This window comes from Kolteria novifilia (assembly GCA_007748055.1).
Classification (GTDB): Bacteria; Planctomycetota; Planctomycetia; order Kolteriales; family Kolteriaceae; genus Kolteria; species Kolteria novifilia.
Genome location: CP036279.1, coordinates 3,974,081 through 3,988,289, shown reverse-complemented (window position 1 = coordinate 3,988,289; position 14,209 = coordinate 3,974,081). Strand labels below are relative to the sequence as shown.

Sequence of the window (14,209 nt, the reverse complement as noted above, 5' to 3'; positions counted from 1 at the left end):
TCTTGCAATCCCCACCGCCTTTGTTACCTTGTGCTCAAACGTTTGAGCATAAGGGGTTCGTTGTCCATCGCGTACGATGCGACAATCACTTCAGGCGAGTCGGGGGACCGTGGGCGTGAACGAAAGTCGTTGCTGGATGACGGGGCGTTGGCAGCTTTCGGGTCGCTCTCTGGCGGCGTTTCTTCTTTGGGGGCCACTGCTCCTGGGAGCGCCCACCGGTGCCGGGGCCGAGGAGGTCTCTCGGCCGGTTCCCATCATCTTCGACACCGATATTGGCAACGATGTCGACGATGTCCTCGCCCTCGGCATGATCCACGCCCTCGAGTCGCGCGGGGAGTGCGAACTCCTCGCCGTGACGATCACGAAGGACCATCCGCTCGCGGCTCCCTTCACCGACGCGGTCAACACCTTCTACGGGCAGGGTGACATTCCCATCGGCGTGACGCGAAGCGGCGTCACCGCGCAGAAGGGGAAGTTTGTCGGTTTGGCCGAGCAGAAGGACGGCGGACGGCCTCGCTATGCTCACGATCTCGCGTCTGGCAAGAGTGCTCCGGACGCGGTCAAGGTGCTGCGCGAATCGCTCGGGGGGGCTGACGATCATTCGGTGGTCATCATTCAAGTCGGATTTTCCACCAACCTCGCCGAACTCTTGGAGTCGAAGCCTGACGACGCTAGCCCGTTGGGTGGCGCCGAACTCGTCAAGAAGAAGGTGCGACTGCTCTCGATCATGGCCGGCGCCTTTGGAGAGATCCCAGGGATGGAAGGGAAGTTCGCCACCTACAAGGAGTACAACGTCTTCAAGGATGTTCCTTCCGCGCGGAAGCTCGCCAGGGACTGGCCCACGCCGATCGTTTGGAGCGGCTTTGAGATTGGCCGAGCCTTACCGTATCCGCACGAGAGCATCGCGAAGGACTACGACTACGTCGAGCACCATCCGTTGGCCGAGTCCTACGTGCTCTACACGAAACCTGGCCACGATCGGCCGACCTGGGATCTGACGAGCGTCCTTTACGCGGTGCGTCCCGGCGACGGCTACTTCGATCTCTCGGCACCGGGTATCGTTCGGGTAACCGAGGAAGGGATCACCCAGTTCGAGGAGTCGAGCGGTGGGAAGCATCGCTACCTCGTCGTCAAGGACCAGCAACGACCTCGCACGCTCGAGGCGCTCATCCAGCTCTCGAGCCAGCCGCCCGTTCGTCAAGCGTCCCCGAAGGGTTCGAAACAATCCAACTGAAGTTGCGTCGCACGTCTAGCTGTCCTGATTGGCTAATTCATTGCCAAGAGATCTCCTGGGTGCCATGCCCACGCTCGCCGTGGGCATGCGGGAAACGCCTGAGATTGGGCAAACTCCCGCACGATCACAGGGGCGAGAATTCATGAACGAACTTGCCAATCAGGACACGAACAATCCGTTGATCTAAGCCGGCAGCGAATAGATCAACGGGCTGTCGGCTCAAGGCCATTGGGATCGACGGCGCGCGCTGGGCGCGGCGGCGATTCTGGGGGAGAATGCTGCCTGGGGAAGGGATCATCTCGGCGTTGAGCGCGGAAGCGTTCGGCCGACAAGTCAATGGATCGTGGGATGAATGGGGAATCGCCTCGAGTCGTCGTCGTCGGCTCGATCAACATGGATCTGGTGATCGACTGCGATCGCTTGCCCTCGCCGGGGGAGACGACGATCGCGCGCCGCGCGACCGAATCACCTGGCGGGAAAGGGGCAAACCAAGCGGTCGCCGCCGCTCGGCTTGGCGGACGTGTGGCGATGGTGGGGAGGGTCGGCGACGATGCCTTCGCCGATCGCCTGGTGGAGAACCTCACTCGGGAAGGGGTCGATGGCACCTTCATCAAGCGGCACCCCGATGTCGCTAGCGGGCTGGCGATCGTGTCGGTGGAGAAGGGGGGCGAGAATGCCATCACGCTGGTGCCGGGAGCCAATGCTCTTCTCTCCGTTGACGACATCCGGGCCGCGGCCGAGTTGATTCGGTCGAGCGATGTCCTCTTGGTTCAACTCGAGATCCCGATCGAATGCGTTGTCGCGGCGAGCACGATCGCTCGGGAGGCCGGGGTTCGCATCATCCTCGACCCGGCGCCGGCACCATCCAGCTTTCCGAAGGAACTACTCGACGTCGATGTGATCTGCCCCAACCAAACCGAGGCGGCCGCGCTTCTTCAAGGGGACACTGGCACCGTCGGCTCCGGGGAGGAGGGCGAACGAGCCGCTCGTTTGCTCCTTGAACGGGGGCCGACGAACGTGATCGTCACGCTCGGCGGCGACGGTTCGATCGTTGTCCACGAGGAGGACGTTTGTCGGATAGCGCCCTTCGCGGTGGAGGTCGTCGATACGACCGCCGCGGGAGACGCCTTCGCCGCGGCCCTCGCGGTCTCTTGGGACGGGGAGTGTTCCTTGACCGAGGCCGCCCGTTTCGCCAGCGCCGCCGGCGCGATCGCGGCGTCGCGCCCGGGGGCCCAACCGGCGATGCCACGCCGATCGGACGTCGAACGGCTGATGGGCAAGACCGATGCGCTGCCGTTCTCATGAAGGGGAAACCGGACCAATGACTTCGATCCACGCCCGCTCTTGGTCTTCGTCGATGCTCGCTTCGCTCGCGGTGATGGCCAGTTCGATCGCGGCCGGGTGCGGCGGACCAGATGTCGACAGCCAACCGACCGATGGCGCCGCGAGTGACCATCCGCGCGTCGCGCTGATCATGAAATCGCTCGCCAACGAGTTCTTCTCGACAATGGCGGACGGTGCTCAGCAGCATCAGCGGGAGCACGCCGAACGGTACGAACTCGTCGTCAACGGCATTAAGGACGAGCGCGATCTCAGTCGCCAGGTCGCCCTGGTCGAGGAGATGGTGGCGGCGGGCGTCGACGCGATCGTCATCGCTCCGGCCGACTCCAAGGCCCTCGTGCCCGCTCTACGCCGGGCGCGCGATGCCGGGATCGTCGTGGTGAACATCGACAATCGCCTTGACAAGGAGGTGCTCGAGCAAGAGGGAATCGCTATTCCTTTCGTCGGTCCCGACAATCGGAACGGAGCCCTCGCGGTCGCGAAGTCGCTCGAGGGGAAGCTCGCTACTGGCGACGCGATCGCGGTTCTGGAGGGGATTCGCACCTCCTTCAATGGAACGCAGCGGCGCCTCGGGTTCGAGGAGGCGGCGAGCGGCGCCGGTTGGGAGATCGTCGACAGCCAGTCCGCTCAATGGGAGATGTCAAAGGCCAACACGATCGCCTCGTCGATGCTGCGGGAACATCCCGAGATCAAGGCGATCTTGGCGGCCAACGACAGCATGGCTCTTGGCGCCGTCGCCGCGGCGAAGGCGACCGGACGTGGGGGCGATTTGCTCATTGTCGGTTTCGACAACATCTCCGCCGTTCAGGATGCGATCAAGGAGGGGCGAGTCCTCGCCACCGCCGATCAACACGGGGACCAGCTCGCCGTCTTTGGCATCGAGCACGCGTTGACGCTGCTGGACGATCCCGAAGCCAAGGTCGAGGATCGCGAAACCCCCGTCGACGTCGTCACCGCGGAGACCCTTCGTTGACCCGGTCCCTCCTCGAGACGCGAGGTGTCATCAAGGACTACGCGGTCCGCGTCCTTCATGGAGTTGACCTCGACGTTCGCGCGGGGGAAATTCACGCGCTGCTGGGGGCCAATGGCGCGGGCAAGAGCACGCTCTGCCGAATCATCGCGGGGTTGACTCGCTCCAGTGGCGGCACGATGACCCTCGGTGGTGAGACGTACTCGCCTCGCGATAAGCAGCAGGCGGAGTCGTGCGGCATCCAGATTGTGCAGCAAGAACTCAACCTTCTTTCGACACTCTCGGTCGCGGAGAATCTCTTCTTCAATCGACTGCCTCGGCGTTTGGGAGTGATCGACCGCGGGGCTCTTCGCCGACGAGCGAGAGTCGCTCTTGACCGGATTGGTCTCAACGAGATCGATGCCGATACCGCGACCGGTACGCTGGGCGTGGGGCAACAACAACTCGTCGAGATCGCCTCGGCACTCGATCGTGACTGTCGCGTCTTGATCCTCGATGAGCCGACCGCCGCGTTGACCGGCGATGAGTCGAGACGGCTCTTTCGATGGCTCGACGAGCTTCGATCCCAGGGCGTCGGGATGATCTACATCAGTCACCGTCTCGAGGAAGTGACGCGGTTGGCCGACCGGCTCACGGTGCTGCGCGACGGTCGAACGGCGGCCACCGTCGCCGCCCATGAGGTCTCGCCGGACGGGATGGTCCAGCTCATGACAGGGGAGACCTCGGACGAGTCGTCTCACGCGGGTCAGTGGCGCAGCCACGCCGGCTCGCACTCGCTACTTCGGGTGGTGGGTCTGTCACGCTTGCCCATGGTCGACAACGTCAGCTTGGAAGTCCGCGCGGGAGAGCGCCTGGGAATCGCGGGTCTGGTCGGTTCGGGTCGAACGGAACTGCTGCGGGCGATCTTCGGGGCCGATCGGGCCGAGGCGGGGGAACTCTACCTTGGTGAGGATCCGACGCCGCGACGATTCGACCACCCGAGCGCCGCGGTCGCTCACGGCATGGCGATGGTGACAGAAGACCGAAAGCAGAACGGATTGCTGCTGTCCCTGTCGCTGCTGATCAACACGACGCTTTGCAGCCTCGATCGCTTTTCGAGCAAGTTGGGCTATCTCCATCGGAGAGCGGAGGCGTCGGAAACGGCTCGGCTGCTTGAGTCGCTCGAAACGCGTTGCACGAGCATTGAACAGGCCGTGGGAACGCTCAGCGGCGGGAACCAACAGAAGGTCGCGGTGGCGAAGTGGCTGCTTCGCGATGCCGACGTATTTCTGTTCGACGAGCCGACGCGAGGGATCGATGTCGCGGCACGGCGTCGACTCTATCGGCTATTCGACTCGCTTGCCCGTCACGGAAAGGGGCTAGTCATCGTGAGCAGCGACCTCGACGAACTCTTGGAGACCTGCGATCGCATCACCGTCATGTCGGCGGGCCGAGTGACCGGCACCTTCGATCGGTCAAGCTGGTCGCGCGACGCGATCATGCGAGCCTCGTTCGCGGGCTACCGACGGAGCGGGGAGGAGGTCGCGTGAAGCACCAAGACGTGGGAGAGACTTCCCCCAAGCGGAGTGTGCGGCAAACCACCTCGAGTCTGCTGGCCTCGTCGATCCCTTATGTCGGGATGGTGGCAGTGCTCGGCGTGTTGGTGCTGATCTTCGGCCTGATGAGTCGCAACTTCCTGAGCCTGACGACACTCGCCTCACTGGCCAACCAGATTCCCGATCTGACCGTCATCTCCGTGGGCATGACGCTTGTCCTCATCGTGGCGGGGATCGACCTTTCGGTCGGTTCGGTCCTGGCTCTTTCCTCGGCGGTGGTCGGCGCTCTCATGGTCGATGGCGGCTGGCCGCTCTGGGCGGCGGTGCCGGCCTGCCTCCTGGCCGGAGCGGGATGCGGGTGCTTCAACGGCGTCGTAAGCGTTTACGCGCGGATTCCCTCCTTCATCGTCACCCTCGGGATGCTCGAGATCGCGCGGGGAGGGGCCTACCTCATCACCGACTCGCGAACGAAGTACATCGGCTCCTCAGTCGAATGGATCGGGACGCCGATGCCGGGGCTCTTCGTGTCGCCGGCATTCCTGCTCGCCGTCGCGATCGTGGTGTGCGGACAGCTCCTCCTGACGAGGACGGTTTTCGGTCGCTACTTGGTGGCGATTGGGACCAATGCCGAAGCGGTGCGCATGGCGGGAATTCGCTCCGAGCCCTACGCGATCAGCGTCTTCGCGATCAGTGGGCTACTCGCGGGACTTGGCGGCGTGATCCAAACATCGCGTCTCTCGTCGGCCGATCCCAACGCGGCGGTCGGGTTGGAACTCGCGGCGATCGCGGCCTGCGTCATCGGGGGAACCAGTCTTGCCGGTGGTCGCGGCTCGATCATCAGTACCTTCTTCGGGGTCTTGATGATCACCGTCTTGCAAACCGGGCTGGCTCAAGTGGGAGCGTCCGATCCGACCAAACGGATCATCACCGGAAGTGTCATTGTCGTCGCCGTCTTGCTCGACGCGCTGCGAAGGAACTGGGGGAAAGCTCATGACTAACATGGCCAGCTTGCTGCTTGGGCTCGCCTTGCTGGGAGGGGCGACAAGCGAACCCGATGCCCGGACGGACGGGCCGGTACGAGTCATTTTCGACACCGACATTACCGGCGACGTGGACGATGTCTTGGCATTGGCGATGCTTCACACGCTCGCGGATCGGCGGGAGTGCGACCTCCTCGCGGTGACGATCTCGAAGATCAATCCGCTCACCGGCCCCTTCGTCGACGCCGTCAACACCTTCTATGGTCGCGGCGACATCCCGATCGGGGTAACGCAAGACGCCCAGCGACGCCAAAGCAAATACTTGCAGCTCGTCAACCGTCGCGATGGGGATGCGTTTCGCTACCCTCACGATGTTCTCTCCAACGAGTCACTTCCCGATGCGGTGACGGTGTTGCGAAAGACGCTCGTCGCTCAGCCGGACCGATCGGTCGTCATCGTCCAAGTGGGGCTCGCGGCCAATCTCGCCGACCTCGTCGAGTCGCCGGCCGACGCGAGCAGCTCCCTGACCGGACGTGAGTTGGTCGAGAAGAAAGTCCGATTGGTCTCCGTCATGGCGGGTGCCTTCGAGCCCATCATCGGAAACGACCACTTCCTGGAAGCGAATGTCATCAACGGCATTGGTTCGATGGAACGGTTCGCCCGCCTGTGGCCGACGAGCGTGCCGGTGATCTGGAGTGGCTTCGAGATCGGCATCGCGGTCCGTTACCCGAGAGAGAGCATCGCTCGCGACTTCGACTACGCCGACCCTCACATCGTGCCGGAGAGCTATCTCTTGCATAGCGGGCCGAACCACGATCGTCCGAGCTGGGATTTGACGAGTGTCCTATACGCCGTCAGATCCGATCACGACTACTTCGGGCTATCCGATCCGGGGCTCGTCACGGTCGAGAAGGACGGGTTCACGCGGTTTGATCCGAGCGGCGATGGGCGCGATCGCTACTTGCTCATGAACTCGAGCCAGGCAGCTCGTGTCCGGGAAGCGCTTCGTCATTTGGTCAGTCAGCCGCCGGCTGTGTCGTCGAACGAAGAGAGACCGTGAAACGCTTCGGTGACGAGTTGACTCGCGGTGAAGTCCCTAACGGGGGATGTTCATGATGTTGAGAGATCGTGCGATCCGTCCTCTCCTGATCGCGGCGATGATGCTCGGAAGTCTCGATGCCACCGGCGCCGGAGCCGACGAGCGGCCACCGAACGTCATCATCGTGATGAGCGACGATCAGGGGTACGGCGAACTTTCCTGTCACGGGAATCCGATCCTCCAGACGCCGCACTTGGATCGGTTGGCCTCGCAGTCGATTCGGCTGAACGACTTTCACGTCGCGCCGATGTGCACGCCGACGCGGGGCCAACTCCTGACCGGGCTCGACGCGTTTCGAAACGGAGCGATGAACGTCAGCAGTGGCCGAACGCTGTTGCGGCCGGAACTGCGGACGATGGCGGACTACTTCCGAGCGGGCGGGTATCGGACGGGGATCTTCGGCAAGTGGCATCTCGGGGACAACTTTCCCTATCGGCCCGAGGATCGTGGATTCGACGAGACGCTCTGGTTTCCTTCCTCGCACATCAACTCCGTGCCCGACTACTGGGACAACGACTATTTCGACGATACCTACGTTCGCAATGGCGCCCGCGTCCGGGAAAAGGGTTACTGCACCGACGTCTTCTTTCGCGAAGCGATGGAGTGGATCGCGAGTCAAAAGGACGGCCAACCCTTTTTCGTCTACCTACCGCTCAACGCCGCTCACTGGCCCCATTTTGTTCCCGAACGCTACCGGGAACCGATCCGCGAAGCGATGAAGCGGAACGCCGACATCGTTGACCATTTGCCGAAACAGTTGCGAGTGGCACTCGTCAGTTTCCTGGCGATGTGCGCCAACATTGACGAGAACATGGGGCGGCTTGACGATTTCCTCGAGCGCGAGGGATTAGCCGATGACACAATCGTCATCTTCCTGACCGACAACGGAAGCACGATGGGGGAGAAGTACTTCAACGCCGGGATGCGCGGCAAGAAGGTAACGCTCTGGGAAGGGGGACACCGCGTTCCCTGTTTTGTCCGCTGGCCTGCTGGCGATCTTGGCGCCGCCCGCGAGGTCGACGAGCTGACGCAGGTTCAGGATCTCTTGCCCACGCTTGCCGAGTGTTGCGGTCTCTCGGGATTGCCGACGTCACTCGATGGGACGAGTCTGGCTCCGCTCCTCCGCGGTGAGGTCGATCAACTGGATGATCGGATGCTGGTGATCAACTACAGCCGCATGCCGGGACGTCGCTCGCACGATGGCCCCAACAATCGGGCGGTGCCGAGGAAGAACGGGGCGGCGGTCCTCTGGAAGAACTGGCGGTTGCTCGAGGGCGAGCGACTCTACGACTTGCGTGACGATCCGCACCAAGATCGAGACGTCGCGTCGCAGCATCCGGATATCGTCCAAAAAATGCGGGCTCACTTGGATGACTGGTGGGCGGGTGTCGAGGAGACGGCCAAGCAACCCCAACGGGTCGTCATCGGTCACGAGGCCGACAACCCGACGCTGCTGACGGCGTGCGAATGGCTCGATGTCTTCGTCGACCAGCAGGCGCAGATCCGTCGGGGCGTTCGCAAGAATGGCGTCTGGCATCTGATCGTCGATCATCCCGGTCACTACGAATTCGAGCTGCGCCGCTGGCCCCGCGAAAGCCGGTTGAAGCTGGCCGAAGCTGCCCCCGAAGTGCGGGTCACCGACGGCACCTACGTGAAGGGATCCCCGCTGCCGATTCGCGAAGGCGCGATCCGCATTGGTAGCCACGAGGCCCGTGCCGAGCCAGGGGCCGACGGGGAGTCGGTCACTTTTACCGTTCCCTTGGCGAAAGGTCCGACCGAGCTTCAGACCTCGTTTCTCGACGAGTCGGGCAATGAGGTGACCGGAGCCTACTTTGTCTACGTGAATCGCAAGTAGGGGCTCGGGGGGCGAGCTTCGCGATCTTTTCCGACATCTGACCTCCCGCTCGGTCCGGCCGTTGCTAAAACAAACGACTGGTCGCGATCGGACTAGCGTGAACCGTCGACTTGCGACCACAGGCACAGGGATGGGCCCGCGAGACGACCCGGAACGATGTATGTGGAACGCTGATAGCGAACAGCTCCGCGGAGGGCGAGTTACTCGCGTCGCGATGATGCGAGAGAAGAGTCCGCTGCGCTTTTCCGAGGTTCTTGACCTGTGGCGTGAGGACCACACCTTCCGGGAGTTTTTCAGCGACTACCTGTCGAAGCTGCCCTACGGGAGCTTTCGTTGGGAAACGCCCCCGATCACGAACCGGACCGTCGATCGCCCGTTCGAGTTCGTCGCGATCGATGCGCCGAACCTCGAGCGTGCCGTCGACGCGAACGCGTTCGCCAACCAGTTTCGTGCCGCCGGCGCCTTGCACTCGGTACTGACGTTCCCGAACTTGCGCGGTGACGCCATCATGATTGTCCCGGCTCCCCGAGCTCAGGTCTCCGCGTATGGGCACCTGGGGGCGTTTCTTCGTCTCGCGCCGCCGGAGCAGTGCGACCAACTTTGGCAAGCGATCGCCAACGCGATCGAGCTCCGGCTCGGTACCGCGCCGCTGTGGCTGAGCACGGCTGGGATGGGCGTCGCGTGGTTGCACGTTCGAATCGATTCCCGTCCGAAGTACTACGCGCACCAACCCTACTGTACGATGAAGTGACGTCGCCGTTCGCATCGTCACCAATCAGGAGAGCAAGCGTTGAGTCACCTGCTCATCACGTGGATGGTCTTTGGAGTTCTCGCCGCCGAATCCGCCCCCGAGCCGGACGATCGCCCCAACATCCTCTTCATCTTCGCCGACGACATTGGCTACGAGGCGTTGGGGAGCTACGGCGGGCTCGACTTCGACACGCCGCATCTGGACAAGATGGCGCGGGAGGGGCTTCTCTTTCGACGGGCCTACACCAGTCCGGTCTGTACACCCTCGCGCGTGAGCATGCACACGGGGCTCTACACGACGCGGCATCGTCACTACGGCGTGCTTCCAGTTCATCGGGGCACGCGGCAGAAGGTTGATTTCCAAGCGATGCCAACCTTCGCCCAGTTGATGCGAGCCAACGGCTACGCCACCAGCGTGACCGGCAAGTGGCAGTTGGCGACGCTCGAGGTCTGGCCCGATCACATCCGCGATGCCGGGTTCGACTCTTGGTGTGTCTGGCAGATCTGGCGGGACGGTAAGAAGACATTGCGTCACTGGACGCCGACGTTCAGCGAAGACGGTCAAATCCGCGACGACATCGCCAAGCGGTTCGGTCCCGACGTCCTCGCCGACTACGTGATCGAACAGATGGCCGAAGCGAAAGAGGCCGGCAAGCCCTTCCTGATCGTTCACAACGAACTCTTACCACACGATCCGATCATTCAAACGCCCGAGGACAAGGAACTTGGTCGTCAGGCCAGTCTCGGGAACATGATCCACTACATGGATCGCCTGGTCGGACGCATCCTCGAGGCGACCGAATCGCTCGGGATTCGCGAGAAGACTTATGTCATCTTCATGGGGGACAACGGCACCCACGAGGAGGACTTTAAGAACCCCAACGCGGGCGATCCGAATGAGCGCAACCACACGCGGCACACCGCGGCGGGACTCGTCAATGGGGGCAAATTCAAGCTTGGCGATGCGGGAACGCACGTGCCGATGATCGTGTGGGGGCCCGACTCCGTTCCCAGGGGGCAGGTCTGCAATGACTTGGTCGACATCGTCGATCTCTTTCCGACCTATTGCGAACTCTCGGGGACAAGAGTTCCCGAGTCGATCGCGATCGATGGGCGCAGCATCGTACCGCAGCTCAAGGGCGAGCCGGGCACGCGCCGCGATTGGGTTCATCACGGCATCGTGAAGACCAAGAGGTATGGTGGGGGCGAGAACCTTTTTGATGGTTCCTGGCGACTCTTCCGCGAAAACGGCCGACTTCTCGATGCCCGCTCGTTGCCAAGCGAGACGAAGGCGAAACCGGAGGACGTGGAAGCGAAGGGGGCTCGCGAACGGCTCGAGGCGGTTTTCGAGAAGATCTCTCCGAAGGGAGAGCGACCGCCCGAGCCATTCGATTTGAGTCAGAACGGGACGACCTCGCCGTAGGGGAACGACGAGTCGTCGCCGTCAGGTTGCAACCGCTACTTGGTCGACTTGGTGTCGGTCGATCCTTGGTCCCAAAAGCGATAGGGATCGTCGAGTCGCTCCATCTCCGCGAGCAGAAGCGCCTCCATCTCCGCCCGCTTTTCCTTGTACTTGGGATCTTCCGCGAGATCGGTCTCGAGAGGATTGTCCCGCTGATGCTCGGGGAGGTACTCGTGCGGGTTCTTCGCGAGATTGAACATCTGCGTCTCGCGGACCTTTCCATCGAGCACGTCGTACTTGATCAGCTTCCAGTCGCCCTTCTTGACGCTTCGCATCCCGGGCTTGGTCCCGCCGCAGTAGACGCCGTAGAGGACATCGCGGATGGCCGACTCCTTGCCGTCGAGGACGGGCTTGAAGCTCTCGCCCTCAACTGTCTTGGGAGTCTTGATCCCGGCTAGATCGCACAGCGTCGGGAGGACGTCGAGAAGGTAGATGTTCCCTTGCACTCGCGAGCCCGCCTTGATGCCCGGTCCCTTGGCGATGAAGGGGACGCGCCAGGTGTGCTCGTAGAGATTTTGTTTTCCCTGCAAGCCGTGCCGACCGATCGCGATGCCGTGATCGGACGTGTAGAAGATGTAGGTGTTGTCTAGTTCGCCCATCGCGTCGAGCTTTTGCAGCACGCGGCCGATTTGCTTGTCGATGTTCTCGCTGCAGGCGAACTCACGACCGAGTTCGTTGCGAATGGTGCGCTCGTCACGTTTCTCCCAGACGCCGCTGACGGCGACTTCGTCGCGGAGGTTCGGATGGCCGTGATGAAACGGATGCTTCTCCAGGTAATTCGGGGGAAGCTTCGGTTGCTTGGGGTCGGCCGGGGGAAGGGAGTTCTTGTCGGTGTGGTTGACGGCCCCGTACTTCTTGAGCAGTTCGGGCGTCCCATCGCGTGTGTCGTGGGGATGCGAGAAGCCGAAGTAAATCAGGAAGGGATCATCGTCCTTGGCTTGCTCACGCTCGTTGAGGTAGTCGAGGACTTGATCGCCGTGCCAGACGCTTCCGGATTGGTCGGTTCCGCCCCGCTTGGTCGCATCGTGTCTCACGGTGAAGAGCTTATTGGCGGCTTCGTAGCTGTTGCCGTTCTTGCAGGTGCGCATCGTGTCGTAGCCGGCGCGGTTGAAGATCGCCGGCATCGTGTACTGAGCCAGGTCCGGCGGGACGAGCTTAGGATCATCGGCGTTGGGATTGAGGAGCTTGCCGCGGCGCTTGCCGGGAAGGTGCCAAACGGTGCGACCGCACATCACCATATGACGCGAGGGCGTACACACGGCGCCGACGAAGGCACCCATGTGATACGCCCCGTCAAAGACCATTCCCTGGGCCGCGAGGCGATCAATGTTCGGCGTGTCGAGCGTCGACTTGGGATCGTAGACCTTCAAGTCGAAGGGTGATTGATCGTCGACAATGATGAAAAGAAAGTTCGGTCGTTTCTTGGTCGACGCCTCATCCGCCGCCCGAAGCGGCGATGATTGCAGCAGGGCGGCAACGGCGATTCCCCAAAGTAGCATGGTCCTGCTCATCGTTTCGCACACACTCCTGATTGAAAATCGGTAGTTCGGTCCCCATCGACGGTTGGATGTTCCCTCGCTCCGCGGGAGTGGGGTGGGCGTTTCCAGTGACCTCGGTCGATGTCAACAGCCTGCTGGCGGTGAGTTGACGGACCTTGGTATGGAGTCTCACCGGTTGGAGCGGAAGAACTCGGTTCAGCATACCAGGTGACCAAACCGAGCGGTTCCTTCTTTCGTCGGAGTGGGAAACAATTTTGCTCGGATGGAGCGTCGCTGGACGCGAGGGGAGGAGACTCGCGGACTGCTTGGAGTTGGGTGCCTGGGGATGAAGTCACGAGTTCGCAAACCGCGAGCGGGGTGCTCGACCGGGAGATGTGTGAAGTTGATGAATTCGGGGCAAAAAGTTCCGAATGTGCCGGGAAATGATCCCAAACGGTAGCAAATCTTGCTCGAAAGGATCATGAAACGGACGAAAGTGGACGTATAGAATCTCGGATGTAGCTGGCGACGGGACCATGCGCCAACGTCACTCCTTCTCACCGAAGCGAGTTCGTCATCACACCCGCCGAGCAGGGGCCGAAGATCCTGGCGACGTCGAGAGAACTCGCGGGCTTCGCGATGACCCTGCGTGGCGAAGTCACGTGATTTCAGGGTAGGTCGAGTGATGCTAGAGCATATCGTCAAACTCCGGGTTGCCGCGCCACTAGGGCTGTTGTTCGTGGCCACGGCTTGCGGCAGTTCCTCCTCCGGACCCGAGCCCTGGAAGGCCGCGTTGGCGGAGGGGCGCGTCGTCAAGCTTGGCCAAGGGATTCCCCCTCAAGTGTCGAAGAAAGCCTCGCCAACGGCCCCCGACCCCGCGCGAAAAGTCGTCGCTCTTTCGGTTCCCGCCGCCGAGGAGGCTCATCAAGAGGTGCCCGGGTGCCAGATCCGATTTCCCCAGGCCATCGAGTCCGGCTCGGGGGAGGTCGCGACCATCTTCGACCTCACGGGCGCGGCTCTTCGCAAGCGGCTGTGGTTCAACGTCTATGCCATGGGCAGCTACGTGGCGCGAGGAACCGATGTCCACAACGCCCAGGATCTGGTCGACGCGGACATCCCCAAGAGACTGCTTCTCGTGATGGACCGGAAGGTCTCGTCGAGTCAGATGGCCTCGTCGGTTCGCGGTTCCTTGGAACGCCAACCAGGGGCCCGCAAGCTCCAGAAGGACATCGACAAGCTGATCGAGTTCCTCCGAACGCGCTCGATCGACCGCGGCGACGAGATCTGGCTGATCCATACGCCGGGCGTCGGTTTCACCTGCCGATTCAACGACGAGGCGAGCATGGAGATTCCGGATCCGGAGTTTTCGCAGTTGGTCTGGAACAGCTACTTCGGCCCCGCGAAGGTGAGCGACGACCTCTGCAGCGGATTGACCTCACGCCTCTAGCAGCCCTGATAGGCAAGTTCGCTACATTGAATCTCGGTCCTCAGATCGAGCGGAAGAT

General features: G+C 62.3%; 11 protein-coding genes. 10 read left to right on the top strand and 1 reads right to left on the bottom strand.

The features are described 5' to 3' along the window. Positions 1 to 115 precede the first annotated feature (115 nt). From Pan216_RS14665 to Pan216_RS14625, 9 genes are all read left to right on the top strand, one after another. A complete protein-coding gene (locus Pan216_RS14665) occupies positions 116 to 1,234 on the top strand; it encodes a nucleoside hydrolase (protein WP_419192533.1) in 1,119 nt (372 codons plus the stop codon). Positions 1,235 to 1,582: 348 nt separating this feature from the next. Then, complete coding sequence (gene rbsK, locus Pan216_RS14660; RefSeq protein ID WP_145258798.1) at positions 1,583 to 2,539, top strand: ribokinase; 957 nt, start codon at positions 1,583 to 1,585, stop codon at positions 2,537 to 2,539. Positions 2,540 to 2,555: 16 nt separating this feature from the next. After that, complete coding sequence (locus Pan216_RS14655; RefSeq protein WP_419192532.1) at positions 2,556 to 3,548, top strand: sugar ABC transporter substrate-binding protein; 993 nt, start codon at positions 2,556 to 2,558, stop codon at positions 3,546 to 3,548. Further along, a complete protein-coding gene (locus Pan216_RS14650; RefSeq protein ID WP_145258797.1) occupies positions 3,545 to 5,074 on the top strand; it encodes a sugar ABC transporter ATP-binding protein in 1,530 nt (509 codons plus the stop codon). Before Pan216_RS14655 ends, Pan216_RS14650 begins: the two co-directional genes overlap by 4 nt. Positions 5,075 to 5,163: 89 nt before the next feature. Further along, on the top strand, positions 5,164 to 6,078 hold the full coding sequence (locus Pan216_RS14645; RefSeq protein WP_145263994.1) for an ABC transporter permease: 915 nt from the start codon (positions 5,164 to 5,166) through the stop codon (positions 6,076 to 6,078). 1 nt (position 6,079) lies between these two features. Continuing rightward, positions 6,080 to 7,120 carry a nucleoside hydrolase gene (locus Pan216_RS14640; protein WP_419193679.1) on the top strand — a complete coding sequence of 347 codons (1,041 nt, stop codon included), beginning with the start codon at positions 6,080 to 6,082 and terminating at the stop codon, positions 7,118 to 7,120. Positions 7,121 to 7,172: 52 nt separating this feature from the next. Then, entirely contained in the window at positions 7,173 to 9,014 is a 1,842-nt protein-coding gene (locus Pan216_RS14635; RefSeq protein WP_419192531.1) for an arylsulfatase, read from the top strand. Positions 9,015 to 9,174: 160 nt separating this feature from the next. Then, positions 9,175 to 9,765 carry a DUF6940 family protein gene (locus Pan216_RS14630; RefSeq protein WP_145258791.1) on the top strand — a complete coding sequence of 197 codons (591 nt, stop codon included), beginning with the start codon at positions 9,175 to 9,177 and terminating at the stop codon, positions 9,763 to 9,765. Between the two features lie 63 nt (positions 9,766 to 9,828). Then, entirely contained in the window at positions 9,829 to 11,187 is a 1,359-nt protein-coding gene (locus Pan216_RS14625) for a sulfatase-like hydrolase/transferase (protein ID WP_145263992.1), read from the top strand. A gap of 35 nt (positions 11,188 to 11,222) precedes the next feature. Here Pan216_RS14625 and Pan216_RS14620 read toward each other — a convergent pair whose 3' ends face one another. Further along, a complete protein-coding gene (locus tag Pan216_RS14620; RefSeq protein WP_419192530.1) occupies positions 11,223 to 12,737 on the bottom strand; it encodes a sulfatase family protein in 1,515 nt (504 codons plus the stop codon). 652 nt (positions 12,738 to 13,389) lie between these two features. On the opposite strand from Pan216_RS14620, the gene Pan216_RS14615 reads away from it, so the two are divergent. Continuing rightward, positions 13,390 to 14,151 carry a chalcone isomerase family protein gene (locus Pan216_RS14615; RefSeq protein ID WP_145258789.1) on the top strand — a complete coding sequence of 254 codons (762 nt, stop codon included), beginning with the start codon at positions 13,390 to 13,392 and terminating at the stop codon, positions 14,149 to 14,151. The last annotated feature ends 58 nt before the right edge of the window (positions 14,152 to 14,209 follow it).

Excerpts from the sequence above, each read along its gene's own strand:
- rbsK (WP_145258798.1), top strand. The coding sequence starts at position 1,583 with ATGAATGGGGAATCGCCTCGAGTCGTCGTCGTCGGCTCGATCAACATG.
- Pan216_RS14655 (WP_419192532.1), top strand. The coding sequence starts at position 2,556 with ATGACTTCGATCCACGCCCGCTCTTGGTCTTCGTCGATGCTCGCTTCG.
- Pan216_RS14645 (WP_145263994.1), top strand. The coding sequence starts at position 5,164 with ATGGTGGCAGTGCTCGGCGTGTTGGTGCTGATCTTCGGCCTGATGAGT.
- Pan216_RS14640 (WP_419193679.1), top strand. The coding sequence starts at position 6,080 with ATGGCCAGCTTGCTGCTTGGGCTCGCCTTGCTGGGAGGGGCGACAAGC.
- Pan216_RS14635 (WP_419192531.1), top strand. The coding sequence starts at position 7,173 with ATGATGTTGAGAGATCGTGCGATCCGTCCTCTCCTGATCGCGGCGATG.
- Pan216_RS14630 (WP_145258791.1), top strand. The coding sequence starts at position 9,175 with ATGTGGAACGCTGATAGCGAACAGCTCCGCGGAGGGCGAGTTACTCGC.
- Pan216_RS14625 (WP_145263992.1), top strand. The coding sequence starts at position 9,829 with ATGGTCTTTGGAGTTCTCGCCGCCGAATCCGCCCCCGAGCCGGACGAT.
- Pan216_RS14620 (WP_419192530.1), bottom strand. The coding sequence starts at position 12,737 with ATGAGCAGGACCATGCTACTTTGGGGAATCGCCGTTGCCGCCCTGCTG.
- Pan216_RS14615 (WP_145258789.1), top strand. The coding sequence starts at position 13,390 with ATGCTAGAGCATATCGTCAAACTCCGGGTTGCCGCGCCACTAGGGCTG.